Annotated in this window: 23 protein-coding genes and 1 pseudogene; 4 read left to right on the top strand and 20 right to left on the bottom strand. The window is 30.3% G+C overall.

Annotated features, from left to right (window positions below; translation table 11 throughout):
• Positions 1-2: 2 nt before the first annotated feature.
• From DMA14_RS06035 to DMA14_RS06010, 6 genes are all read right to left on the bottom strand, one after another.
• Entirely contained in the window at positions 3-2,723 is a 2,721-nt protein-coding gene (locus tag DMA14_RS06035) for a tetratricopeptide repeat protein (protein WP_111423880.1), read from the bottom strand.
• A 1-nt stretch (position 2,724) separates the two neighbouring features.
• Positions 2,725-4,323, bottom strand: a complete 1,599-nt coding sequence (locus DMA14_RS06030) for an Eco57I restriction-modification methylase domain-containing protein (protein ID WP_111423879.1) — start codon at positions 4,321-4,323, stop codon at positions 2,725-2,727.
• Positions 4,316-4,915 carry an HNH endonuclease gene (locus DMA14_RS06025; RefSeq protein WP_111423878.1) on the bottom strand — a complete coding sequence of 200 codons (600 nt, stop codon included), beginning with the start codon at positions 4,913-4,915 and terminating at the stop codon, positions 4,316-4,318. The genes DMA14_RS06030 and DMA14_RS06025 overlap by 8 nt, the downstream gene beginning before the upstream one ends.
• 2 nt (positions 4,916-4,917) lie before the next feature.
• On the bottom strand, positions 4,918-5,565 hold the full coding sequence (locus DMA14_RS06020) for a hypothetical protein (RefSeq protein ID WP_111423877.1): 648 nt from the start codon (positions 5,563-5,565) through the stop codon (positions 4,918-4,920).
• Between the two features lie 2 nt (positions 5,566-5,567).
• Positions 5,568-7,907: an ATP-binding protein gene (locus DMA14_RS06015; RefSeq protein WP_111423876.1), complete on the bottom strand. Its 2,340-nt coding sequence runs from the start codon at positions 7,905-7,907 to the stop codon at positions 5,568-5,570.
• 403 nt (positions 7,908-8,310) lie between these two features.
• Positions 8,311-8,928, bottom strand: a complete 618-nt coding sequence (locus tag DMA14_RS06010) for a recombinase family protein (protein WP_111423875.1) — start codon at positions 8,926-8,928, stop codon at positions 8,311-8,313.
• A gap of 233 nt (positions 8,929-9,161) precedes the next feature.
• Between DMA14_RS06010 and DMA14_RS06005 the strand changes: the two genes are divergently transcribed.
• The 3 genes from DMA14_RS06005 to DMA14_RS05995 all read left to right on the top strand — a co-directional run bounded on the left by DMA14_RS06005 (position 9,162) and on the right by DMA14_RS05995 (position 13,332).
• Complete coding sequence (locus DMA14_RS06005; RefSeq protein ID WP_111423874.1) at positions 9,162-10,304, top strand: IS3 family transposase; 1,143 nt, start codon at positions 9,162-9,164, stop codon at positions 10,302-10,304.
• On the top strand, positions 10,291-11,412 hold the full coding sequence (locus tag DMA14_RS06000; protein WP_111423873.1) for an IS3 family transposase: 1,122 nt from the start codon (positions 10,291-10,293) through the stop codon (positions 11,410-11,412). Before DMA14_RS06005 ends, DMA14_RS06000 begins: the two co-directional genes overlap by 14 nt.
• Before the next feature lie 258 nt (positions 11,413-11,670).
• Positions 11,671-13,332, top strand: a complete 1,662-nt coding sequence (locus tag DMA14_RS05995) for a hypothetical protein (RefSeq protein ID WP_111423872.1) — start codon at positions 11,671-11,673, stop codon at positions 13,330-13,332.
• On the opposite strand, the gene DMA14_RS05990 is transcribed toward DMA14_RS05995, so the two are convergent.
• The 4 genes from DMA14_RS05990 to DMA14_RS05975 are packed head-to-tail and all read right to left on the bottom strand — an operon-like array spanning position 13,329 to position 17,698.
• Positions 13,329-14,294, bottom strand: coding sequence for a TniQ family protein (locus DMA14_RS05990; protein ID WP_111423871.1), 966 nt, complete (start codon positions 14,292-14,294; stop codon positions 13,329-13,331). The two genes, DMA14_RS05995 and DMA14_RS05990, sit on opposite strands and share 4 nt — an antisense overlap.
• A complete protein-coding gene (locus DMA14_RS05985; protein WP_157957675.1) occupies positions 14,291-15,169 on the bottom strand; it encodes a TniB family NTP-binding protein in 879 nt (292 codons plus the stop codon). Before DMA14_RS05985 ends, DMA14_RS05990 begins: the two co-directional genes overlap by 4 nt.
• Positions 15,162-17,012, bottom strand: a complete 1,851-nt coding sequence (locus DMA14_RS05980; RefSeq protein ID WP_111423869.1) for a Mu transposase C-terminal domain-containing protein — start codon at positions 17,010-17,012, stop codon at positions 15,162-15,164. Before DMA14_RS05980 ends, DMA14_RS05985 begins: the two co-directional genes overlap by 8 nt.
• Positions 17,000-17,698, bottom strand: a complete 699-nt coding sequence (locus DMA14_RS05975; RefSeq protein ID WP_111423868.1) for a TnsA endonuclease N-terminal domain-containing protein — start codon at positions 17,696-17,698, stop codon at positions 17,000-17,002. The genes DMA14_RS05980 and DMA14_RS05975 overlap by 13 nt, the downstream gene beginning before the upstream one ends.
• Before the next feature lie 85 nt (positions 17,699-17,783).
• On the opposite strand from DMA14_RS05975, the pseudogene DMA14_RS05970 reads away from it, so the two are divergent.
• A pseudogene (locus tag DMA14_RS05970) lies at positions 17,784-18,476 on the top strand (YifB family Mg chelatase-like AAA ATPase); the annotation flags it as partial.
• 68 nt (positions 18,477-18,544) lie between these two features.
• Here DMA14_RS05970 and DMA14_RS05965 read toward each other — a convergent pair.
• The 10 genes from DMA14_RS05965 to DMA14_RS05920 form a co-directional block, all read right to left on the bottom strand.
• A complete protein-coding gene (locus tag DMA14_RS05965; protein WP_111423867.1) occupies positions 18,545-19,771 on the bottom strand; it encodes an outer membrane beta-barrel protein in 1,227 nt (408 codons plus the stop codon).
• Between the two features lie 350 nt (positions 19,772-20,121).
• Positions 20,122-20,988 carry an alpha/beta hydrolase gene (locus tag DMA14_RS05960; RefSeq protein ID WP_111423866.1) on the bottom strand — a complete coding sequence of 289 codons (867 nt, stop codon included), beginning with the start codon at positions 20,986-20,988 and terminating at the stop codon, positions 20,122-20,124.
• Complete coding sequence (locus DMA14_RS05955) at positions 20,988-21,374, bottom strand: hypothetical protein (protein ID WP_157957674.1); 387 nt, start codon at positions 21,372-21,374, stop codon at positions 20,988-20,990. Before DMA14_RS05955 ends, DMA14_RS05960 begins: the two co-directional genes overlap by 1 nt.
• Before the next feature lie 109 nt (positions 21,375-21,483).
• The gene (locus DMA14_RS05950) at positions 21,484-21,984 is read right to left on the bottom strand and encodes an SRPBCC family protein (RefSeq protein WP_111423864.1); all 501 of its coding nucleotides are present in this window, start codon (positions 21,982-21,984) and stop codon (positions 21,484-21,486) included.
• 226 nt (positions 21,985-22,210) lie between these two features.
• The gene (locus DMA14_RS05945; RefSeq protein WP_111423863.1) at positions 22,211-22,708 is read right to left on the bottom strand and encodes an SRPBCC family protein; all 498 of its coding nucleotides are present in this window, start codon (positions 22,706-22,708) and stop codon (positions 22,211-22,213) included.
• The gene (locus DMA14_RS05940; protein WP_111423862.1) at positions 22,698-23,024 is read right to left on the bottom strand and encodes an ArsR/SmtB family transcription factor; all 327 of its coding nucleotides are present in this window, start codon (positions 23,022-23,024) and stop codon (positions 22,698-22,700) included. The genes DMA14_RS05945 and DMA14_RS05940 overlap by 11 nt, the downstream gene beginning before the upstream one ends.
• A gap of 156 nt (positions 23,025-23,180) precedes the next feature.
• On the bottom strand, positions 23,181-24,368 hold the full coding sequence (locus DMA14_RS05935; RefSeq protein ID WP_111423861.1) for a hypothetical protein: 1,188 nt from the start codon (positions 24,366-24,368) through the stop codon (positions 23,181-23,183).
• Between the two features lie 153 nt (positions 24,369-24,521).
• Positions 24,522-25,232 (bottom strand): M949_RS01915 family surface polysaccharide biosynthesis protein, encoded by a 711-nt coding sequence (locus DMA14_RS05930; RefSeq protein WP_111423860.1) that lies wholly within the window; start codon positions 25,230-25,232, stop codon positions 24,522-24,524.
• A 19-nt stretch (positions 25,233-25,251) separates the two neighbouring features.
• Complete coding sequence (locus DMA14_RS05925) at positions 25,252-25,719, bottom strand: DUF1572 domain-containing protein (protein ID WP_111423859.1); 468 nt, start codon at positions 25,717-25,719, stop codon at positions 25,252-25,254.
• A gap of 32 nt (positions 25,720-25,751) precedes the next feature.
• Positions 25,752-26,309: a hypothetical protein gene (locus tag DMA14_RS05920; RefSeq protein ID WP_111423858.1), complete on the bottom strand. Its 558-nt coding sequence runs from the start codon at positions 26,307-26,309 to the stop codon at positions 25,752-25,754.
• Positions 26,310-26,463 lie beyond the last annotated feature (154 nt).

Below are 26,463 nucleotides of genomic sequence, written 5' to 3'. Positions count from 1 at the left end.
AATTATTTTAAACGTGAAAAAGATTGTAAAGAATCTGCTACATGTGGAGCTTTTAAGCTTACCTCTGAGATCCAGTTTTCAAAATCATTTATATTTTTATTTTCAGGTATAATTAAAAATATAAAACCTTTTTTTAATGATTGAATTAAATCAAGTGCAGTGTCATTTTTCTCGACTACGGCTACGGTAGGGGGAGTTTCTGTATAAATGCAAACATTTATATAGAGACCTAAAAGTTCAACTGCGAGAAGAGACTGATTTGAATACCAATACGAAAACAAAAGTGTGCCATATAAAATACGCAGTTTTGTTAGTTCCAAAGCACTTTCGTCCATTAAACTATAACATTGCTGTAGGATTTTAATAGCTTTATCTAGTTTTCCGTCTAAAGCCAGATGAAATCCGAAATCTAAAAGAGATTGTTCAAGTTTTTTTTCCAAATTGAAATCTCTAGAGAGATTGACATTTAATTCAAGTATTCCGCATGCAGAATTGTAATCACCTGCGGACGAATATGCTGTGGCATAGCTGATGTAAAGATGGTAGAGTCCATCTAAAGCATGTAGACCGTTAAAATTTATGACAGTTCTATAATATTCAGCACTTTTATCAAAATATTGAATGGCTGAGTTATAGTTTTCATCTGTACTATAAGCATCTCCAAGACAATGATATATCTGTGCAGCAATATGGGGCTGTATCTTCTCGATATCAGTTTTGTGTAGGATTTTTGTTATGTTTTTAATGACCTTTTTAGCTTTATCTTTGTTTAGTACTAATCTGGCTAAAGCTAATGTACTTTGAATAGATATTTCCAGATCATCTGAGTTGATAAGCTTATTGTAGATATCTACTGCCTGTGACTTCAAATGTTCACTTTTTTCTTCAAGAGATAAATAGTAAAGCATATTGGCTTTCTCAAAAAGTAAGCTGTTATAGAACAGGGGATTTTTTGCAAGGGCTATTCCCTTATCATGCATTGCTAATGATTTCCGATACTCACGTTTAAGTCTGTACATTCGGCCTAGAATAAAATAAATAAAATCCCAATTTTTAGAAATGGAGTGCTGTAAGAGATTAGTACCAAATTTAATGACTAGATTAAAATGCCCATACTTTACTAAGGATGTTATGAATTCGCCCGATTCGTTTTTTGCAGTATTTTCTAGATCTGCTTTCAAAAGCAGATTGATGTAGGTTATTTTTTCAATTATTCTCTTCTGTCCAATATTCTTTAAATAGTCAATTAATATCAGTAAATCTGCATCACTTGTTAAAGCCTCATATTTTTTTGTTAAATAAAGTTTTATATACTCTGGAATTGCATAAAAGTCTTCTGTGTTTTTTTCTAGTATAAATTTTTGATGAAGTGATTTGACTGCAGCTATAAAGTTAATGTTTGGTATGTGTTTCCCAAGCTCATATCTAAATGGTATATCTAAAACTGAAATGTAAAAAAGTAGCTTGTTTTCATCATCGGTGATTTCAGAAATTAACGAATCTTTTATGTATTCTTCAATATCATTAAGACTCCTGTCTTTTAGATCATTAAGTAGTTCTTTTATTGGGTAATACTGAATTATTGATGCTACAAGCTTTAATAGGTACGGGTGGCCGCCGATAAGAACATATAATAATTCAAAATCATTAGGATTTAATTTAGGGATATTGTAGAGTGCAGCGAGTTCATTCAATTCAGTCCTGCTAAAACCCCCAACAGCAATTTTAATTGGAGCATTTCGCCAGTTTAAAATATTAAAATTCTGAGTTGTGGTAATAATTATTTTGGTGCAGGTTAATTTTTCATTAAATAGTTTTGCGAAAGTGAAAAGACAGTGGCTGTCTTTATTTAAGGCATCAAAAACAATACAGATGGAATGATTTTCTAGAATATTTATTAAGCTATATTCTAAAGCTCTTTCATCATTTTCAGATAAGCATTTCTCCAATGACGAGTCATTGAAATTTTGTATTAAAAAGTTTGAAAGCGTAAATAAAAAAAAATCTTTGTCTGTGATTGTATCGCAACTGATCCATAATACTTTATATTTTTTTAAATTTCCAGTAAAATAGGATGCAAGACTTGATTTTCCAATACCGGAAACTCCTTGAAAAATAATAGTCTGATAATTAGTGAAATTTCTTTCTGCCTTATCTATTTCATTTTTTCTAGTAATAAAGTTATGAACTGCTGGAGCTCCGTTCAGGTCGGTAATATCTGCAAAATCCTGTTGTTTTTTTGTAGAATTAATTTTGCTTAATAATTCATCTTGTTTTGTTTCTATCCTTTTTACAGAATCTAAAGTTTCAATTAAATTAGCAGTAATGTCATTAAATTTTTCTATCAGAGAATCCATATGGTTTGGATTCACAATGAATTCTTTTTCAGAGAATTTACTATGATGATTGTCTTTTATTCTCTTTAATGCTGATACTGTATAAATGTTCACATCATTACTTTCTAAATGATGCTTATGGCATAGAAATAATAAATTTTCAAAAGATCTCCTCTCTTCATTGTTCTGATTGGAATTAAAGCGTTCACCACCAGGAAGAGCAGCTTCAATGTGGCAACATTGACCTACTAATTCGTTGGCATTATTAAAGATAACTTCAAAACAATTTTCAAACGCACACTGATTTCCTGACTTGGCAAGAAGAAGTCGTAATGTTTGAAATCTGGGAGCTAATCTTTTGGGAATTTCTTTCGTATTATTTATCACATTATTTTCGATGTCTTTTATTAACCAGTTTTTTTCGTATTTGCTCGATCCTATCTATTTCATGAGAATTTAAATTCAGAGAGCGATTTAGAATTTCAAAATTATATTTTGATAAAAGATCTTCAATATTTGATTTATTTTTAAAATCTGCAGCATAAGATTCAAAATCAGAAACTTTAATCATGGGAATAGGAAGCGACCTGAATTCATTTGGCGTTAATTCTAAAACTCCTCCTCCATAATACCTACCTTCTAATTCAGCAAAAGCCAGTGTAAGAGAATTATAAAATGAATAAATAAAATCATTTAAGTTGCAGGTATCTTTTGCTTCTATCATGTAAGCACTGTCGGTAACAAAAACTTCTGCTTCATTTTTTAAGATTTTAGGATATTCATGCGAACGTTTAAAAAAAAATGCTGCCGCTTGTTTATTAATATTAGGAATTTTATACCAAAAGTTGCGCTGTTTGCATTTAAAGCGATCATGAAGCTCTCTTTCTTTTCCTATTGTTAAATACTCTTCAATATCTGCTGGAATACTATCAGTTTCCAAATCCTTGAAATCCAATAAATAAGCAGGCTTACCTGCTAAAATTAATCTTTCATGATCTTGAGATGTAAATGTAACAGAACCATTTACAAAAAAACCTTTCTGAAGAATCGGTTTAGAAAATCTTTCAAGGTTATATTTTTGAATAGTTTCTTTATCAACTATGAAAAAGTCATTTGCAGCAGTAACAATTCCTGGTTTATTATCCACATAGTGTGAAACAAGCTTCAATTCTTTCTTTATGTTTTCCAAAAATGAATATTCCTCAGGGGTAATAAAATGATTTGTCCATTTTTTGCCTGATTCTGAAACGCTGATGTTTGTGTATAAACTAAAACTTCTGCTGTGAAGATCTTCGATTGTTTTAATGGTTGTGTAAAATGTTCCGTTTTGTATATGTTTTTTATAACCTATTAATAAAACAGTATCTTGACCTTTACATTCCTGAAACTGTAGTTCCTCGAACATAAAGATTTCAAGTCTTTGAAAAGATTTTTTTAGCAATTCCCTGATTTCTTCAGTAAATTTAACTTGAAGTAGTTCTAGCGGTAGAACAAATGCTAAGACCCCTTTTTTATCAAGTTTTGAAATAGCACTTACCAGAAAGGGAGTCCATACATTATTAATTGTTTTAAGAGAAAGATTTTGCTCTGAATGGATTTTTTGAGATAATTCAATCTGTTCTTCTGAAAGAAGATTCCTTTTCACATATGGCGGATTCCCTAATATTAAAGTATATTTTTTATCATTCTGAAAATGGAAATTCAAGTAGTCAGAATTATAGCTTTTTAATGTTATTTTTTTATTGTTATTTTTTTTTATAGCTTTCTGTAGTTCTGCATTTTCTCTTTCTACTACAGTCAATTCAATTTTTTTAAAATTCTCTAAATCTTTTACATCATTTATCGCTTCTATAAAATTTCCATCGCCTACACTTGGTTCTAATATGGATATATTCTTTTTGTTTATTTGGCATAAACAATAATCAGCAATAAATTTTGCTAAATTAATAGGGGTGTAATATGAACCTGTTTCTTTTTTATTAATCATTTGTATGGAAAATCATCCTTGCGATATCTGTTATTTCAGTTGTAATTCGATGATGAATCGCATTAAGTTCATCGTTATTTATTGCTTGTAATTTAGATCGAACCTTCTCTTCAAGTTTCATTAACTTCTCAATCCTCCACATTAAAGAATGAATAGGATGCCAGAGCAGTAACTCATCTTTTATATGAACTGCCAGAATATTATTGGCAACAGGAATAATTCTGCCATTTGGATTTCTGAAGAAAAGATCTTTATAAGCAGTATTGGTAGGTTTTATAAAACCAATACTGCCATTATTTTCTTCATCTTCTTTGTCAGTTGGCCACTTATTCCACTTTGCTCTATTACAATATGAACAACTGTAAATCAAGTTTTCATATTTATTGGGAGGTATGGTCGTAACAAAATTTATGGGCTTCCGAGGAACAAAGTGATCAATTGCAAAACTCCTTATTCGATAATTATCAAGATCATGACAATATGCGCATCTTCTTTTAAAGTCCTCTTTAAGTATTTTTTTATATTGAGTATATTTAGCATAGACAGGAGCATCGGCGCGATGAGCAGGTGTAACGTCAATAAAAGTATACATAATTATCCTAATTTATTTAGTATTTCTTCTGTTTGTTTTATTAGAATATCAAGTCTATCGTTTGTGGCCTGACTAAAATATGTATGGGGCAGACTGTCATACCCAGATATTGATCTTGAAAGTTTATTGTTAAGCTCTATATATCTGTTTTCTTTGTCATCAAGTGTCTTTCCCTGTTCTAATATAAGCTCAAGCTCTTTTAATTCAGCAATGTCACTATCTATTTTATTCTTATGAACTTGAATTTCTAATTTTAATTCCTCAATAAAACTATTCTTGGCTTTTTCATTTGCAGGATTTATAAATGAATGGATTTCAGCCTTATCGACAATAAATCTTGGATTTATTTTTTTGCTTTCTTTTTTCGCATTTTCTACATCATTTGTTAGTACAAATGCGGGAAAATCTCCAAATTTATCAAGTAGTTCACTAAAGAAGTAATCGCCATTAAATATGAACCCGCTATTATGGTCTTTAAGTTTGTAATCTATGGACAAAACGTCAATTTTTTCAGATTTAATAATATCAAGAAGATCATCAATGGAATCGATAGAATCAATTTTTACAATATTAAAATCATCTTGAAAACAGGCTTCGATCAGTTCTATCTGATCAGTTTCTTCGTCCAGGATACCTAACGTATATTTCATAATTATTTTATTTTTTTAAACCAAAAATCAATTTCAAATCCACTTTGAGGTTTTGATAATAAAACTTTTCCTTTATTACTGTCTACAGCAGATTTTACAAGCCACATACCTAAACCAGTTCCTACTGGATTTCCTAAATCATCAACTTTTGATGTTTCAAAAGGTTTAAAGATGTCATTAATTTTAGAATAAGAGGAAATAATTCCTGGTCCGCTATCAGAATATTTTATCCTAATGTCTTTATTATTTTCAATAGTTAAGTTAACATCTATTTTTCTCTCCCCATTAACACCGTTTCGTTGAAATGCTTCAATTGAGTTAGTTATTAAGTTATCAAATACAGTGTCTAGATCTAGCTCAGAAATATTCGTTGTATAAGATTCTGGACTTTCTGTAAACGAATATGAAAATGTAATGTTTCTTTCTGTAAACAGATTAACATCCCAAATTTGTTTGAAATTTGAAAAATATTCAACTATATTTATTTTTTTGTTTTTACGACGGTCTCTCTTAGTCAATCCAATTGCAAAGTCAATCCATTGCTTCAATTTCTGATCCTGTCTGTAAAGTTTGTCCAGCTCATTGGATAGCTTAATACCCTGCGAACTGTTTTGCAGATCTTCTTCACTTACAACATCATTTAATCTCTTTTTAAAAAGAAATACTCTTGAAGTGAGATTATTTTTTATGCCATGAAATTCGTGAGAAAAGCTTGCAATCATAATGCCCGCAGAAGCCATTGCACGTGATGTGGCCAGTTCATTTTCTTTTTCAGAAAGTTTTTTATCTCGCGCCTGAACTCCTCTTTTTAATTTTTTATTTTTTTCCTTCGTTTCCTCGGGAGATTCATTTTCATCATTTTCTTCATTGGCAATGTCGGCAGTTTCTTCTATGTTTTCTTCTTCCTGATTTAAATCAGAAAAGAGCTTGTCTAGATTAAAGCCGACAGTACTCCTATCATCTTCTAAAACTTTAATAATAGCTTTAAGAAGGTTTTTAAAAAATTCAAAAGTATCGCTTTCCTGAATTCCTTCACGATTGGATTTATCTTCTAAATATGGATTATCAAGTCTGGAAAATTTTACTACACCAGCTACCTGATTAGGTCTTACTCTGCTTCCCTTTCTAGAAAAAGCAGCAGGATTTTGTCCATATCTTTCTCCAAGTAAGAGCCAGTCATAAGACTGTGTGTTTAATTCTCCGTAAGGTCTGATTCTAAAATCATCTCTATACAATTTGATTCCTCCAAATTTTTCAATCCATTTACCTCGATTTCCTAAAAATTCTTTCTGATAAAACTTTTCCCTATCTTTTGAGCTTAAAGTATTTTTTAAAAAATAAAAGGTAAATTCAAAGTCTCCTATATTTTTTAAAAGAAGACTATTTTCAACCAGACCTTTTATCAATTCGGGAAAAGTCCTGGTTAAGTTAAATTTTTCATTTTTAAAAGTTTCCATATCAAAGGGAAACTCCTGCATGTCACTATAGTTAAATAATTCTTTTGGAATTAGGTTAAAATCAAATTCATTTCTATGAATATCGAAGTCAACTTTAAACGTATCATTCTTTTTATATGTGGCAACCAGTTTATAATCATAATCTTGAAATTCATCATTTTCTACAAGACCATATTTTTTCGGCTCTTCTGTGCTTAGTAGCCAAATTTTAATTTTGTTCAAACCTTCAGGAGGGTTAAGCAATTCTAAAGTCTGAAAAACTTTAGATATGTTATTGTCACTCCAGTTATCACGAAGACCTTTAATAATTAAAGCTGTTCCGTAATCTATTTTTGTTTCAGTATTTATCTCTTCGAGAATCTCAATTACCTTGTCATTATCAATATTCTTTTTTAGTTCCGAGAAATAGCCTGTGTCTACTATATCGTCTATATTTGCAAAGACTTCGTTGATCTTAACATTTCGTCCTTCATCATCTTTCTGTTCAAATCTATTCCAGTCTACATTCCAAACGTATCCATGGTTAAAATCGGATTTGGGAAATGTCAGCATTGTGCATTTTTCTCCTAATCGGTCTAATGCAAATCTTCCAATGCCTTTTGCTCCTGATTTGATTCTTCCAGAAGCAGTTACTGCGTTGTATAATTTATCATCAGTACCGATAGTCATCCATTGTTCACTGATAATCTGACTGTTCATACCTTCACCAGTATCTATAAGAAGTAAAGTGTCATTTTTTTTATCAATAAGTATGATTGAATTTTTTGAATCTGCATCATAGCAATTTTTGACTAATTCAATAAGAGCACCCTCAGCATTGGCAACGTTTTCTCGACCTATCAGACGGGCAGTTCTTGCAGATACGGTAAATGGTATTTCTGCCATATTTCTTTATTATTAAAAATCAATTTTTAAAAAATAACAACAATTATAAATTTGGACATTTAATCTAAAATGTTTAAAACAAAGATATCTACTATAATGCTTAAATTCTATAAATACTGTTTTAAAAATTGAAATATTATTCTTCATCTTTTTTAAAATATTGCTTGGGAGCAGCTTTAAAAATATTAAATTAATTGAATATAATATTCCGTTAAATAAGTGCAATATATAAATTTTTAATTTGAGTTTTTAATTTTTGAAGGCAATGCTAAATTTTGTAAAAAAGAGAGTAAGATTTTAAATTTATATGTAAAATCCAGAAATATATTTTCTTTTTTCTATTCTTGTTTCTACCGAGAATGTTCAGTATAAATTTATCGATAATCCTGCAAACATTAAATAATTAATATTTTTCAGCTGCTGAATCAGTTAAATATCTTTTTACTTTTAATACTGTATTTATTGAACAATCTGACAATTTAGCGATATCTTTTAAAGAATGGGTGTTTTTCTTTTTTAAATAGGCAATAACATTCGGGTATTTATCTAGAAACTTATCAGGGGTTTCAACTGTATTTCTCTCCCTTCCTTTATACAGGCCTTTTGCTTTTGCAATCGCAATTCCTTCTTTTTGCCTTTCTAGCATTGTATCTCTCTCCATTTCACTGATATTTGCTAATACACTAACTATTAGTTTAAATGTAGGGTTTTCTTTTCCAGAAGTCATGCTTTCCAATCCTAAATTATCTACTTTAAGACAGATTAGATTCTTGTGGAGTATTTCTATTGTCTGTAGAACATCTAAAGTATTACGGCCCAACCGATCGATGCTAGAAATTGATAAATATGAAATTTTTGCAGTACTAATATCTTCTATCATATTTATTCCCTGAGGTCTCTGATGAAATGGCACTGCTCCACTTATTTTATCTATATAAAGTATTTCATCGGGATGCTGTTTTGCCAATTGTCTTTCGATATTTTGGTTTAATGTCGAAACTCTTATATAACGTGCTTTCATTTGTGAAAATATATCAATTTTAGGATAGGTGTATTTGATATGTTCTTAACTTAATAAGTCTGTTGGATAAATATACAGATATAATATCAAATTTAAACTGTAATCTAAAAATGAAATAATGTTTTATAATAAATTTAAATTTTCAATACAATAGGCAATTAATGAAGTGTCTTATTATCAATGTGCATTGTTATATTTCTTAAATTCACGTAATGGAACCTAAACTTTAGGAAATGGAGAAGCATAAAATTTATGACCGTGATTTCAAATTAAATGCGGTCAAATTGGCACTTAAAACAAATCGTTTTAAAGTAGCAAAAGAACTGGGTATAGCGACAACAAATATCTATAGATGGCAAGCTGAATTTCGGAAATATGGAGTAGAAAGTTTTGCTAATAGAAATCCTGAACGAAAAAGGCTTGCAGAACTCAAAATCGCACTTAAAAGAAAGCTAAAAAAAATAGAACTTCATATTGAAATTTTTAAGAGTGCTAGCAAATATATTTCTGAGGGTAAACCAAGCATTTTTCATTTTATTGAAAATAATTTAGATAAATATTCTCTTTGGAGTATGTGTGAAGTTTTACATATAAGAACTGGCACATATCATAAATGGAAAAATAAAATAATTTCCCCAAGCAAATGTCGTAAAGCTTTTTTAGAAGAAGTAATTACTTCCATCTTTTATGAGTACAAAGGGATGTACGGGAATGAAAGAATCGCTGTAGAACTACAAAGCCGAGGAATTCAATTAAAAAAGGGGCAAGTTTCTTTTTACATGAAAAAACTGGGGCTTATCAGTAAGCACAGTATCAGAAATAAGGTAAAATCTAGTACACGGTTTATTCCCAATAATCCTTGTATTTTTCCTAATGTTCTAGACAGGCAGTTTAAAACTTACCAACCTTCGTGTGTATGGGTGTCGGGTATAACAAGCTTAGAAGTATCGGAAGGACTTTTGTTTCTAACAATTATTATTGATTTGTTTGACGAGAAAATTATTGGATGGAATTTAAGCGAAGGAGTGACAATAAAGGAAACTTCTATGCCAGCATGGGAAATGGCTGTTCGTAATCGTAAAATAAAGAAGGGTCTGTTATTTCATTCTAATAGATCATTTCAATATGCTAATAAGATATTCACTCGTAAATTAAATTCATATAAGGATATTAAGAGAAGTATGAGCAGGGCAGGGAATCATTTAGATAATGCTGTGCCTAGAATCTTTTTTACTTCCCTTAAATCTGAACTAGCTGATTTAAACATGCTTTTGACTAAAAAACAGATGGAAGAAAAAATATCTGAATATATTAAAATCTCCATTAAAATTCATGATGTTATAAATTACAAAACTTCTTCCAATGAAAATATATGAGCAAAGTTTTAAGGAGAAAGCAGTAAGGTTAAGTTATGAACGTGGGGAAATTAAAAGTCTCGCTAAAGAACTTGGGATAAGTAGAGAATCTTTGAGTAGTTGGAGAAAAAAATATGACTACCTAAAATTGGCTTCAAAAGATGTTATAATTGTTGAGCTCAACAAAAAAATTAAAGATTCAGAAATTACACTTGAGATTTTAAAGAATGCAAGTGAGTATGTTGCTCAAGGCAAAATAATGACTAAACGATTTATTGAAAATAATTCATCTAAATATCCTATTTGTAAAATGTGTGCATTATTGAAAATGTCTTCGAGCGCATATTATCGAAGAAAGAAACAAGAAATATCAGAAAAGCAAGCTCGAATAATTTTACTGAAAGAAGAAGTTTTGTCTGTATATTATGAGTTTAAGAAAACATACGGATATCTCAAAATTACAAAAGAACTTCGAAGACGAGGATTTAAAGTCGGCGAAGGTCAGGTAAAAGTTTATATGAGAATGCTAGGTTTGCGTAAAAGAGCTAAAACAAGATTTAGGATAACAACTGATTCAATTCACAATCACTATGTTGCGCCGAATATTTTAAATAGAGAATTTACAGTTAATGAGCCTTCTAAAGCATGGGTTTCAGATATTACCTATATAGCAACAGCAAAGGGATTTTTATATCTTACAATTGTTTTGGATTTATTTGATAGGAAAATTATAGGATGGAGTTTAACCGACAGCATGAATACAAAAGAAACAACTTTACCTGCTTGGGAAATGGCTGTAAAAAATAGAGCTATTAGTAAGGATTTAATTTTCCACTCTGATAGGGGTGTTCAATATGCTAATAAAATTTTCACTAAAACTTTAGATTCTTATAATTGTGTTAGGCGCAGTATGAGTCGTCGTCAAAATCATAACGACAATGCTGTTGCTGAAAGTTTCTTCGGTAATTTTAAGAGAGAATTAATTAACGGAAATAAACTCCTTGCGAGGGAACAGATGAGAGTCGAAGTTTACGAATACATTGAAAATTGGTACAATAAAAAGAGAAGACATTCACATCTAGGTTATAAGACAATCGAAGAATTTACTTTAACTAAAGGGAATAGTTAAAAATTAGTAAAGATTTAAAAATACTATTATATAAAAAAACTCCAAATGCCTTATTTTATTATGGAGTTTTTTAAAGGTTATACACGTATATCACTCCGTTCTTTTTCGCCATCCAATTTGTCTCTTCGTTATAAATTTGATGATTTCAGCTCAAAATATCATATAGTTTGTATTTAATAATTAATTAGTAAGGTGTTAGTGTGTTGTTTTGTAGTAATTTAGTTTAAAGTCTGATTTTGGTAAATATAGAGATGACATATGAAAATTAAAGATGAAATTCCCAATATTTTTCAACTGAGGGAAAATTTTATAGAAAAATCGTTTTGGTTTCTATATTGGATTGATGGGATATATATTAGAGATGAAGTAAAATATGCAGACTTTCATTTTATAAATAAAAACTCTCCAGATGATAACTTTCATGAATTTCAGAATAGCAAACGAGTAATTATAAGTTTGAAATTTAGTTTAGTATGCTTTTTTTCGATAGGTTGTGTATTTGACGAATATGGGAGATTAATACATTTTCCAGAAGGCGATAATTATAACAGTGATGTTATTACTTTAAGTGAGAATTACAGTTTAATTAAAGAAAAAGCAAATATTAAGGAACTGGTGGATAATATATTCTACCCCCTTCCATCTTTGAGATTGACTAATGAAATTTGCTATTTTGTAGCAAATGTAAAAATTAAAAAAGACTGGATTAAGGTAATCATTCCTATTCTGTCAGTTTGTAGTTACCTTTATTTTAAATCAGAAATAATAACTGAACTCATTGTATCGAATGATTTATTATATTTTATTTCTTTTCATGAACTTGAAAAGGACAATAAAAAAATTGGATATGTTGAATATGACAATTCCAAAATATTAAATAATGAAGTCAGATCGATTGTTCCATTTTTTTTTCTGAAAGATTCATTAGGGATGAAATCGTTGGACTTGATTTCTAATAATATATTATTGGGGCTCATTCAGAATAGAATGGAAGAAACTGATAAATTGATTTATTTAAATACGATAATGCCATTTTCAAATATGGTTGATTTCGAATTAAAAGGAAAAATGATCACAATTAACAACAAAAAATATTTTTTTTCTTATGCTGTTAAAAATATAATTATAAAAGATGATGATTTATTTAAGGTTGATAAAGTAATGCTGGTTCCCAAATATAATAAGGTTAAGTATTGGGAAAATGCAATAAAGAATTTTCGTGAAAGAACTAAAAGAGAGCGTCGTAAACTAAATGAAGGGTATAAAAAATTGCAATATGTAAAAGATTACAATGGCATTTATTTTCCATCAGATTTTTGCTTAAAAAATCTTCCCTCTTCTTTTGGATTATACATAGAAACTCAGATGAGCGACGATGAATTAATAGAGATTCACCATAATTTATATCAAAACAATAGTAGAGGAATTGCTTTGAATTCTAATTATATGAATTTAATATACGAATCTTTAATTAATGATATAAGATTTCAGAAAATTAATTTTATTGCTATTGACGATGTAATTTTTAAAAGAAAGCAAACAATTATTTTTGTCAATGAATTAGAATTTAATGTTTGGGTTATTGAAATAAAGTATAAAGATTTTTACTTTTATTTGATTGATTTTTTAAGAGAGCACATTGGAGTTGTCTCAAGCATAAGAGGATACTCAAGAATTACTCCTCTGACCATGAAAGTATTTTTGCATAAAATTATCTATAATTATCTTCGTTATCCTAATTTTTATATGTGGTTTAAAATAAAACAGGATAGATCTACTTTTATAAAAGATTTTGAAATTGATATTTTAGATTCTCAAGATTATAATCCACTAGATTTTTATTCTAGTGATAATAAAGCTTTTGAAAAGATTTCTGATATAGAGCAGAAACTAGGTATTTTTATAAGCAAAGCTGTTTAATAAGAATTTCTAAAAGTTTTGATAAACCAAAATGGTATATTGTCTAAATCTTTTGTAAAATCAGATGATCTTAAATTATAATCAGCACAAAAAGTACTAAAAGATAGGGGAGATTTTTGAAGTATTAAATAAGAGGCAAGAAGGGAATTTGTTAATAATGATAAATCTTTGCTTTCAAAATCAATGTTGTAGAAAATAGATCCGAATTCAGATATAGCAGCATTCTTTATTCTTGACCAACCATGGCTTTTTGTTATTATTTTTTTTTGTAGTGAAATAAGCATATAGAAGTATTGAAAAGAATACTGAGTTTTATCATTATAACCGTTATTTAATGTATTATCTATGTATGTCTGATATTCTAATAGTAGATTGTTTGCAGGGATTTTAAAATGTTCAAGGTGCAGATTAGTTTTGCAATTCCAACACTTGTTTAAGGGAAATTCTAATAGAGAACTTTTATTGCCTGTTTCAAGTCTATAAAAGCATATAGGACTTCTGCATGTTGGACAGCAATCGAGAAGCATCAGTTTGCATTTGGTACAGATTAAAGATGTTGATAATCGCCAGTTCTTTCTGAAAAAAATTTTTTCCTCACCTAGGCATCCTGGACAATACCTTAAACCGTTTAGTTTTCTTTTCCGATGAATTACTCCAAGTTGATTAATTGTAAAAAGTCTATCTTTATTTTTATTAAATAGTAAATCTTGATATGAATTTAAAAACAAATCTCTAATTTGAATATCAGATAATATCGTATGTTCCTTAATTTTTTGTACTAAAAATTCAGGGCAGTATAGGTCAATATCTCTATTCCAGATTGGGATATTATTTAAATAGTACTTTGAAAAACTGTGAGATTTAATTTTATGCTCGCAGCATAATCTTATAAACCAGCTGGAAAAGATTTCATTCTTTTCAGGAGCAATGTAGCCTGGCCAAATAAGTTTATCGATATTCATTTTGAGATATATTGCTCATTATTTCTTTTTGAAGGAACCGTAAATCTAATTTTTTCTAGAATTTCTAAATCAATTTTTTCATGGCCAGATTTTATTGCTAAGATTGATGAAAGTTCTAAAATTTTTGAAATTTCACCTAGTAAGCCTTCGCTTTTAAAAAGTATTTGTTTGGAAAGTTTATCATCTGTAAGATTAGATGCTTTTTTGAGAGGTAAAATCTGCTCAAAACTTTTTAAAAGCTTTGCATATTCATTATTATATTTCCATGTATTTAAAATGTAAGGTTCAAATCTATTTATTAATTGCGTGTCAGTGTTGATTGCATTAAAAGCTGCTTTTGTTCCTGCACAAACAAAAGAAATTTTTGTTCTGTTTGACAGAGACTTTAATATATTTTGAAAAGTTCTCTGTTTATTCATAGTGCCTGCCAGCACATGATGTATTTCATCAATCATAAGTAATTTTACATTTGTTTTCTTTAAAAGATGAATCACCCGTGACTGCCTGATTTCAATTCTTTCAGATGCATTTATTGGCGCAAATAAAGCCTCTAGAATAGTGTTGTAAAATCTTCTTTCATCTGGTTCAATGGGGGCTTCTATATACAAAGCAGGGATATGAAGTTCACCAGTTGCTTCATTGATATATGGTTTATTGAGTTTTTCAAATCTATTTAAAATACGGGTTTTTCCATTGTTAGAATCGCTTACGAGCAAAACATTTGGCATTCTGAGTGTGGTGGGATAATTTTTTAAAAACTCCATTTTTCGAAGTATCTCGTCAGATTGAGTATAACCAATCCATTTAAATTTAGATGAAGCAATGATTCTTTCCTCATCAGAGAGCGAAGATATTTTTTCTATAAATTCATTCATAATCAATATTTTTAAATGGTTCAGCGTTAGGATCAAATTCATCCTCTTCCTCACTTATAATAATTTTAGAATCTATTGAGTCTGATTTTTTTTGTAGTACATTTTTATTTTCCATTCTTGTTATTTCTAATCTCCTATATTTTGTATCTTTCTTTGAATTTTCCTCAATTTCTTTCATCCTCTGATAGGTTTTAAAGATCTTGTCTGAATCAATATTTTTGTTTTGAGTTTTTTTTAGGTGATTAACTACTCTATTTAATTCCCATTTTGAAATAGGAGGGTATGAAGAATCTCTATATGGAATTTCAAAATAATCTTCTATTATGGGGTCATAAAAATATATTTTACTGATGTCACGTGGATCAGTTCTAAAAAGAAACTGCTGTTTTCCTGAGTATTTGCTATTATCAGTTCTTGCATGAATATATTTTTTTAAAACGTTACTGTAATACAATACTTTGTTGATACTAACTCCATACTCTTGAATAGTTCTTAGTACATATGGCATGAAATCAAATCTAAGCCGTCTTTCATTAATAACTACAGGAGGGATACCTGTAATTGGTTTGTTTGTATCTGATCCCATTATAGCTTCCCTGTATTTCTGTAAAGGAGGCATTTCTATTGTTTTGTGAACTCTAACGTGATAAATGTTTATGATGAACTCTAAAAGCCATTTTTCAAATTCCTTTATTGTCATACTTGCTTTTCTCATTGAATCGTAGTCGCCTTTTTCAAAAATATTTGAAAATGTAGTACCAGGAAGATCATGAATTTCTTTTGAAAATGTTCCTATTACGCGTTCCACATGCCCACCGTAGCTCGGTTTTTTAGTAGGTCTGTAGTCAATTTTTAACCCATAATTTATTGCTGCTTTTTGAAGCATTTTTCCTTTAAATTCTTTGGCATTATCAAGATGTATGGTCTGCATTATTCCCCAGCAAGGCCATGTACCTTCCACTTCAAATTGTAGCAGCCAGTCCTCTTTTTTCATTATTGATTTATAAATACAAATTCCTGTTCCAAATTCTCCAGGCGGATCGAATGAAACGTAAAATCCCAAAATCATCCTGCTGTAAATATCAATTGCAATAGTAAGATTTGGTTTTTTTAAAGGCTGGCGGTAGATTTCATCAACAAGAATTACGTCAACAGTATTGTGGTCAATCTGAACAACAGAAAGAGGAAAGGTAGCACCAGGAAAATGACCAGTTTTAGGAGAAAATTTTTCGTCAGCCTTGCTCTTGCCGTATCTCCCGCGCATAACTTCTTCTTCTGATAAAGATTTTATTCTCCTTATTATTGTATTTTTATGAGGTTTAGCAAGATTATTTTTGATGCAGGATTCTTCTACAGAACGAATTAGTCTATTAATTGAGTATCTTGATTTGTTAAGATATACTTTTTTAATATTTTCATAAATAATCTGATCAACTTCAATAGCTAACCTGCTTTTATTGCATTTCTTTTTAGTTGGAGCCAGAGATGATGTTGTCTTATACTTCTTATATTTTTCTAACCATCTGTATATTGTGCTTCTGCTGACTTTATTTTCTTTTGCCACGCTGTCAATAAGCAGGCGATTGGTCTTTTTATTAATAAGCGGTTTGATTATTTCAAGTCTCTTCGATGCAATAGCCCATTCTTTGTTATTAAGCGACTCTAATTGCCTTTCAGGTTCATAATTATCATGAGGTTCTAAAGCTGAAACATTAATTGTATGAAATATATTTCTTTCGATTTCTTCAATACAAACAGTATCAATATCTACAATTTTTGCTATTATAGAATTTTTCCCATTATATAGTACTTTTTCTCCTATTTCAAGTTTTAAGAGACCCATATCATAGTGCTTAAGTTCAGTTTTTTATTTAAATCGCATTTAACATATCTGTTAGCGATTAAGTACCAAATGCAATAAATTAATTCAGCTCTATAATATTCATTATCTGTTAAAGAGTCAATTAAATAAATTATACTGCAATTTTTTAAAACATTAATTCTATTTAATAATGAAAACACTCCTTTGTCGTCAACTTCATGTCCGTTTTTTTCAAATACTTCAAATGCATCTCTATATGCAGAGAGAAATTTTATATTATTAAGGTATTCTTGATTTGAATCACGGATTTCTCTCTCAGACAATATCACGAAAGTTAAGTTATTTTTTTTACAAAATTTGTCAGCAGCTTGGAATTTTTCTTTGTAAATCAATGAATTAGATGTTAAGTCTTCATGATATTTTATTTCTACTAAAGTGTCTTGAATATTATTATCCGAATATATGACCAAAAAATCAGGAGTATACTTATGTTTTTTATTCCTGCTGTCTGTATAAAAAATGGATAAAGGCTGTTCTAGATATGAAAGTACTGAGGGATTGAATTCCAGCAAGTATATGTAATCTCTTTCTAATGCGGATTCAAATTGAATAATTTCATTCTGTTGTTTCTTACTTACAAAGTAGCCTGATAATGAACTGTATTTATATCCAATTTCGCGCGCTCTTTTTTTAAATATTCTCAACATATGTTGTGTTATTTTGATTTAAAAAAGCTTGAAGGACGAAATAATCTCAATTTGAATGAGGTCTTGTAGCTTTTTTGTCTCATTATTAGTTAAATATAACAGTTATCCTCAGCCGGGAGAAATCTCGATGGCGCATAATGGTGTTTTGTTTCTGGATGAATTGCCGGAATTCAAAAGAGATGTTTTAGAAGTCATGCGTCAGCCGTTAGAAGATCGAGAAGTAACTATTTCGCGAGCTAAATTTACCATAACCTATCCATCGTCTTTTATGTTGGTTGCGAGTATGAATCCAAGTCCGAGCGGATTCTTTAACGATCCAAGTATGCCAAATACTTCTTCTCCGCACGAAATGCAACGTTATATGAGTAAAATTTCTGGACCATTATTAGATCGAATCGATATTCATATAGAAGTTACTCCTGTTCCGTTTGATAAACTATCAGACGAACGAAAAGCAGAAAGCAGTGTTGAAATTCGTAAACGAGTTACCACAGCAAGAGAAATTCAAACCAAGCGATTTGAAACCGTTGAGAATGTACATTATAATGCACAAATGAGCAGTAAACTAATTCGTGAGTTTTGTGTTTTGGATGAGCCTTCAAAAGAATTGCTGAAAACAGCCATGGAAAGACTTAATCTTTCTGCTAGAGCTTATGATAGAATTCTGAAAGTTTCCAGAACCATAGCCGATTTAGATCATTCTGAAAATATTGTTTCTTCTCATATTGCTGAAGCGATTCAATATAGAAGTCTGGATCGAGAAGGGTGGCTAGGGTGATTTTATTATAATTATATATGCTAATTGAGAATCTTATCAATTAGCATATATAATTAGCTAAATTAAAATTAAAAGAAAGAATATCCAACAATTAAAGAAGTGGTTTGGTAAGAAGAACCCCAATTCGGATTTTCTGCCAATATGCCTCTAGGTGTTTGATATCTCACCTCTGCACTAAATTTATCTAAGAATTTGCATCCTAGACCAAATCCAAAATTGATGCCTGACTTTACATCCAATTTATTTAGTTCAGAGCCATCTTTTCTTGTAACGCTGACTTTAGAATTGTTGCTGAAATCTACAACAAGAGATCCGTTAGCAAATATTTGGACATTTTTATTAATGAAGAAATAACGTCTAAGACCTATTGGTAATTCAATGGATTTGTAATCTACTTTACCTGTTAGCGTTCCGCCAACAACCTGAGAACTTTGTATTGTTTGCTCTCCTTTGTAATATTGGTACGTTGGCTCAGCAATAATAGACCATCTGTTTTTATTAAATGGTAAAATGAATTCAGCTTCAATTCCTAAACTAAAGCTAGATTTTCCTCCAAAATCAAAGTCCATTCCTGCAAAAACAGAATTATCCATAGACAGCGAACTGTTATTATATCTAGGTCTAAGTGTAAGGTTGAATAAGTCTTTCTTTTCTTTTACTTCAAGATCAACAAATTCAGAATTTGTGCATTTATTATATTTTGTAAAAATACGCATTAGAGCACTTTTTGAATAGCTTAATGTCTCGTATTCATTTTGTTGAATATTATCGCATTTCAAATCAAGATAAAGCTGTTCTCTAAATTGATTATTTTTAGAAATTTGATCGTCATTTGCAAAGTAAGTTTTGTAAACAAGCTGCTTTATTTCAGAATCATTCATTTTGTAAAAGAAGCGTCTTACGGTTCCATCGTCAAACAAATACAAAGAAGCATTTCCTTCCATTAGAACCTGTAGAAACAAATTTTCTTGTCTAAAAACAGGATTTTTGTCTTTGGTCATGTTTTGCAGGTTTTTTGTAGAGCGGTCTATATTTACAGTTGCTCTTATAAATTTGTTTTGACCAGTAATACCAAACCCTTTTACAGTTTTAATATCTGCGTCGATAATAGGCGAATCATTAGAAATTCGGTATCTGAAATTGGTAGGAGTGTTTTTCCAATCTATATTTTCAATTAAGCATTCTGTTTTTTGATTGTTTTCTGAGATGATAAATCCTTTTTCGAAAGTTATTTGAGAATAATTTTTAATAGATAAAAGAAGGGTTAAAGCAATAAATAAAATTTGTTTTTTCATTAAATTAAATAGGTTATTATAGATTTGTTTTATTTTGGTTTGATGAATAAAAGAATTATTCTTCTTTTAATTGAGTGATAAAAATTGTTTGTTTAGGTTAAATTGTTTTATAATTTTTTTGGCCAAATATACTGTAATAAGAAACTAACATCTTTACGGGAAAACGTAATTTTGTTTATTTTTTTTTAAAAAACTGGTTGTTGCTTTTTGTCTCTTTTTTTGATTTTATTATCGTTTGATTCATAAGTGATTACTTTTAGTTTTAAACTAAAAAATCATAAAAGAAGAGTCTCTTTTATGATTTTTTGGTTAAACAAAACGAGCCGTTTTGTATAAAACAGCTTATTTGATCATTTAATGCGAGGATAAAAAAACTTAAACGAATTAGAAACAGCTGTATGAAGAATCGATCCGTGGTTTTCTTCGGGGAAGTAATCAAAATAGACTTTTACATTTTTGCTTTTTGATTCCTTTAGTTTTTCTACAAGTAAATTAGCGTCAACTTCCATAACACGCGGAATTTCTGTTGGAGTCAACCCTTCTTTGCCGACAGCAATATAAATTTCAGTTGGCTGATTAAAATTTTCTTTCAGCATTATAGAATCCAAATCAAGTATAGAGCCATTGTTCCACCATATACTAGGACTTACAATAACATATTTGTTAAAAAGGTTGGGCTTTTTGAGTAAGATTTCAGTTCCTAATAATCCGCCAAGAGATTGACCAATGATGGTTTTAGAATCATTTGTCATGTATTTCTTTTCAATAAAAGGCTGCAATTCTTTTTCAATAAAAGCAATAAATTGATCAGAATGGCCTGTGGTTGGAAAACGAGTTTTATCTTTTTCAAGAGTAGTAGGAAAGGTAAAATCTCTTTTTCTGTCAACAGTTGCGATACCCACAACAATTGATTTTGGAACCTGATTAATCCATTCAAAACTATTAAACTGAACTAATCCCGAAATATGAATAAAATCTTCATCGGCAGAACCGTCCAGCAAATAAATGACAGGATATTTTGTAGTGTCCGCAGGATTATAACCTTCAGGAAGATAAATGTTTAAAACTCTTTTTTCGTTTAATTCTTTTGATTGAATTTCATCGATAACGCCTAATACAAAAGGCTTTGGAGTTTCTGTGGTTTTAGTTTTATTTTTTTGGCTGAATATAAAATTCGAAGAAAAAAGCAAAAAAGCTAGGGCAATAAATTTGGTCATTAATTTTTGAAATTTTGTGGTAAAGATTCTTGTTTCACTTCTTGTTCAGGCTTGTAATAACTGCTTCTATTTGTAGTGACAATTAAAACGCCAGCTTCACCGTAATTGCCATAAATACTGATTCCAGCTTTTTTTTCAAGAGCAATAATTTTTTTGATTTCAATTTTAGAAAGAACAAGTTTTTCTTTTTCTAGATCTTCAAAACGATGTGGAATTCCATCAACCACTACAATCGGATGATCTGTGATTTTTCCAGCTTTAGCAAGGTTTGAAATAGAATCGGAAAGATAGAGTTTGTCTTGTCCTTCATCAGAAAGCTCGTATCTGTTTTGTGAAAAAACGGCAGCTGAAATGAACAAAAACAAGAAAGTAAAGAATTTCATCATTTGTATTTTTTTTAGTTTTTTAGATCATAAAATTAATTTTCAGATCGAAAATACAAAAAAATCCTGCAAAAATGCAGGATTTAACAAATAGTAAGACTTTTTTTAATTCTTATTTTTTTTCTGCAAAAATAGCATCCAGACCTTCCATTGCAATGGTGAAACCTTCTTTGAAGCCCATCTGAATAATCATTTCCAAATCAGATAGTTTTTCATGTTTAATTACAACATCCACAAAAGTAGATCCGTCTTTTTCAGAGAAAGTCACATCCCAGTCAGAGCGTGGGAATTCTTTGTTTAGGTTTCCTTCGCTGTCGCTAAAAGCATCTAAGTATTTAAAATTACTTTTCGGACTAATTGAAGTAAAATCAGCAATAGCCCAATGCTCTTCTCCTTCTGGTCCAAGCATGGCATATAATCGTCGGCCGCCTTCTTTAAACTCCATGCTTTTTGTTTTGGCTTTCCACGGAGCTGGCGCCCACCATAAATCTAAAATTTGCGCTTCTGTCCATGCAGACCAAACTTGAGATAAAGAGGCGTTAAATTCACGTTTTACATTGACAGTCTTATTTTCTTTATCAACAGTAAAATTCATTAAAAGATTTGATTTCATTTTCTTTAGATTTTTAGTTAATAACCAGTCGGATGAAATTTAAAACACATAGAAACATAGATTTTTATTTTAGGAAAGAAAGCAAAAGAAACTAGTTTCCACATATAGCTTAACTATGTGCATTTAGATTAGTGAAACGCCTTTTCTCTATATTCTAAGGCTATGTTTCTATGTGTTAAATCAGATCTAACATTTTTTATAATAATTAATTCAATTAAAAATACATTTATTTTTCTGCTAAGATTTTATCCAAACCTTGCATTGCAGAAGTAAATCCTTCCTTAAAGCCCATCTCGATAATTTTTTGCAGTTCTTCAAAACTGTCACGTCTAATTGTGATATCAACAATTGTCGAATTGCCTTCTTCAGAAAAAGTAATATCCCAATATGAACTGCCAAATTCTGAATTTGGTTTTCCATCGCCATCAGAAAAAGTAGCAGAATGCTTGAAATTTGTTTTAGGAGAAATCGAAGAATATTCAAAATAACTCCAACGCTCTGTGCCGTCAGGGCCAACCATAGCATACAATCTTCGACCGCCTTCTTTAAACTCCATGATTTTAGTTTTAGATTTAAACGGAGCCGGTGCCCACCACAAATCTAGAATTTCGGCTTCTGTCCAAGCAGACCAAACGTTTGACAATGGCGCGTCAAATTCGCGTTTTACATTCACTGTTTTATTTTCCTTGTCTACAGAAAAATTCATTAATAAATCAGTTTTCATTTTCTTTAGATTTTAAGTTAAGTAATACTTGATCCAATTGGCTAAAACGCTGTTCCCAAATTGCTTTGAATTGCTCCAGCCATTGATCAATTTCTTTCATTTTATCAATTTTGAGCTGATAATAAATTTCTCTGCCCAATTTCTTTTCTTCCAATAAATCACATTCATTCAGTATTTTAATGTGTTTAGAAACTGCCTGTCTTGTAGTTTGAAACTGTTCTGCAATAGCATTTGGGGTTAATGCACTTGAAGAAATCAAAACTAATATTGCTCTTCTCGTCGGATCGGCAATAGCTTGAAAAATATCTCTTTTCATGTTTTTGGAATATTTATTTCGCAACTAATCAGTTGTAAATATACGCAACTTTTTGGTTGCGCAATATAAAAATGCGATTTTTTTTAATGAGAATATTGTAAACAAAAAAAAGACGCATCAAAAATGCGTCTTTTCTTCTATAATCGTGTTACATAATTACCTTCTAAATTTATTCTTTACAATGATATCTTTAAGTTTGGCTTTCAAGTCTTCACCTGTGTCATAAACCATCTGCTCGTTGTTTGGAAACGCAACAGCGCGTTTGTCAAAATACCCAAGATAGTTATCATCGCAAGCGCCTCTGTTTCCTTTGTAAGTTGAGTAAATGTTTTCAAAAACATATTCGCTGCTTATTGGGAAAGTCTGCACCAACTGATTGCTTTTTAAATCTACATAATCCACTTTTGCTGTTACAAGGCAAGATTTAAACTGTCTGAATTCGTAAACCGTTGCACGAAGCGTTTTATAATTATCCACTTTAATTTCTTTTCCTAAACTATCTTTTACAGGCCTTCCACGGCTGTCCAAAAGTGTTTTTACACCATCTTTAACTTGTTTTTCCTTTACAAATTCTTTCTCTTTAATCTGTTCTGGCGAAATAGCGATTTGTCTAAAACTCAAAATCAGACTATAATCATAAGTCACATTTTTTTGTCTCGTGCTGTGGTAAACCGTCCATTTATCGTTTAATCCGTAGGTTTTAAAATCTAATAAATCTTCCTGAAGCATTTTCGGAATCACCATTTCGGTTTCGTTTTTGGCATAAACATCCACAAAATCAGTTCCTTTAAACTGAGCATCGTCCATCAGTTTTTTGGTGTTTTTATATCCAGGATTAATGCTTTCCAAATAAGCAAAATCATCGTATGCTTTTCTGAAATCCAATTTGTTATTCGATTTCAAAAGAGACGAAGCGTTTTCATATAAATATTTCGAAAGTGCATTTTTACTGTTAACAATCTCATTAGAATAATTATCAAACGGAAAATTTGCATTTCGTCCCAATTTCAATAAAGGCAAAGGCAGAATTGGTCTAATTTTCTCCTGACGGTTATTTAGCTGTACATAAGTATTGTAGATGCGTTCGGCATTTGCAGGATTGTTTTCTTTATTTAGCATTTCCAAATTACGCAAATCGCGATCTTTGGCTTTTGCAAAAGCTTCTTCAAGCAGATAAACATAATCTTGTTTTCCTTTTGAATCTTTTTTGGTGCGAAGTGCTTCAACAGCGCGATCAATTGCGCCGTCATAATTTCCGTCGCTAAGCATTGATTGTGTTGTTTTTACCCCGCAAGAAGAAAAAGCTAAAAACAATATAGAAAGTAGAAAAGTAATTTTTTGCATAGTGTGTTTTTTGAAGTTGCAAATATATTTTATTTAACTTTCAACAACTATGCCTTTTTCTAATTTATTTTAAGGAGCAGAAAAAGCTATTTTCAAAATAAACATCTGTCCCGCTGTACGATATATCTTTTGCATCTGCTATCGTAGACACATTTAATCTTCCCATGTTTCGATCAAGTTATCATTCCATAATTTCTGAGCAAACTCCTTAAAAACTTTTGGACCTTTTTTAAAGTTTTCATCTAGTTTATATTCACCACCTTCAAACTGTTTTTTTCCATTATCATCTATGCCAACAGCGACTTTGTTTTCGCCACGCATGGCATATTTTGTATTGCCTTCGTACATAATAATCTTCATGTCAGACGGACTAACATCGCCATGACATACGGTTTTATACATGAGCCAAGTTTCGGCAATTCCGTTTTTGTCTAAATCTGTGACCTGAAAAGTGTTTTTTACAAATGAAGCTACAATATCAACAGGACAATCTGAAATATAATCGTACACTTTCCAAGTCTGTTTAACATTATTGTCTGAAATTATAAAATGATACGCAAATAATTCAGCATCTCTTCCATCTAATTCATGTTTGAATTTGTCATTAAAATGTATATCTGTTTCTGTTGTAATCACAATATTATCTCCCAATTTATCTTTCCAGCGAACAGCATTTTTTATAAAACCTTCGTATTTTATTGAACTTGGAAATTGTGTAGAATCGATTTTTTCAACTGTTAAAATAAAAGGTTCTTCCGTTGAAGGTTTTTCATTTGAAACCTCAGTTTTAATTTCATCTTTTTTCTCTGGTTTGCAATTTGAAAAGAGAAGAATAAAGAATAATAAGATTGTAATTTTTTTCATAAAAAGGTTATGTGCAATTCTAATGTGAGAGTTGTTTTTTTATCAGTACAATTTGTCCTAAATGGTAATAACTATGTTCAATCATAGCTTCTATGTTTCTTTTGTAGGTTCCGTATTTTGCTTCTACAAAGACATCATTGAGGTTTTCGTCGGGCATTTGTTCTACAAAAGTGGCAAACGCTTCGGCATCATACCAAAATTTAGTTAGAAAACTATTCCATTGTTCCTGCGAATGAATAGGAGGGAAGTTAAAACTAAATTTGTCTTTTATCTCTAATGACCCGCCTTTAAAAACCTGATTGATTCCGTTTATGTAATAATGAACATGCTGAGCCAGAGCCGCAATCGTATTTAAATCCTGAATGGGACTATTAGCAATTTTCCAATCTAAATTTTCTAGCTGATCTTTAAAATTGGTATTTGCAATCCAAGTTCCGTTTAAAATAACTTCTCTAAAACGATTGGCAATTTCTAATGTACTTTTCATATTCCGTAAATTTTGGAGTTACTATTAAGAGTTTATTCCTGCTGAATCCACTCGTATTTTCCGTTTTTCAAATATATAACGCCACCGCCACAACTTTCATCGGCATGAATAAAGATTCCATCGTTTGGCAGTTTTATTTTGTCTTCTTCTGCAACTTGTTCTTCGTCGATAATGTCGCCGTCTTCATTTACGTTATCAAAGTAAACTTCATTTTTAGGCGCTTTTTCAAAAATTCCAGCCCAATCAATTTCGTCAAAACCTCTTCCTAAAATATTATTTCCAAAACCTAAATAATCAGTTCTTTTTCCGTTTCCGAAAGTGATTCTAAAACCGCTTTTTTGGTTTTTTACGCTTCTAAAAATTTCTACAGTTTCATCTAGATTATCTCCGTCAAGATCACATAAAATTTTATTGGTTTTATGTTTTGTAGATAACACAATCGTATCTGCCTTTTGTGTTTCGGGTTCTTTCTTTTCAGTCACTTTTAGAGAATCTTTTGAAGCAATTTTAGGAGTTTCTGATTCAGTTTTAGTTTCTTTTTTACAAGAAATAGTTAGTAATGATAAAAGGAGTAGAGTTCTAATTTTCATATTAGGCTTAAATGATTTTAAAATGCTAATATAAAAAATTACCTACGAAAATATATTGTTTTATGAATTATTGAACAATCATATTATGAATTGCCTTCAGCTTTAGCTGAGGGCAGTATATGCAGAAAAAAGGCTTTAGCCAAAATTTATTTAT

Origin of the sequence: Flavobacterium sharifuzzamanii, from assembly GCF_003254585.1 — a bacterium.
Classification (GTDB): domain Bacteria; phylum Bacteroidota; class Bacteroidia; order Flavobacteriales; family Flavobacteriaceae; genus Flavobacterium; species Flavobacterium sharifuzzamanii.
Note: the sequence above shows the minus strand (reverse complement) of the source record. Positions and strands in the feature narration are given on the sequence as shown.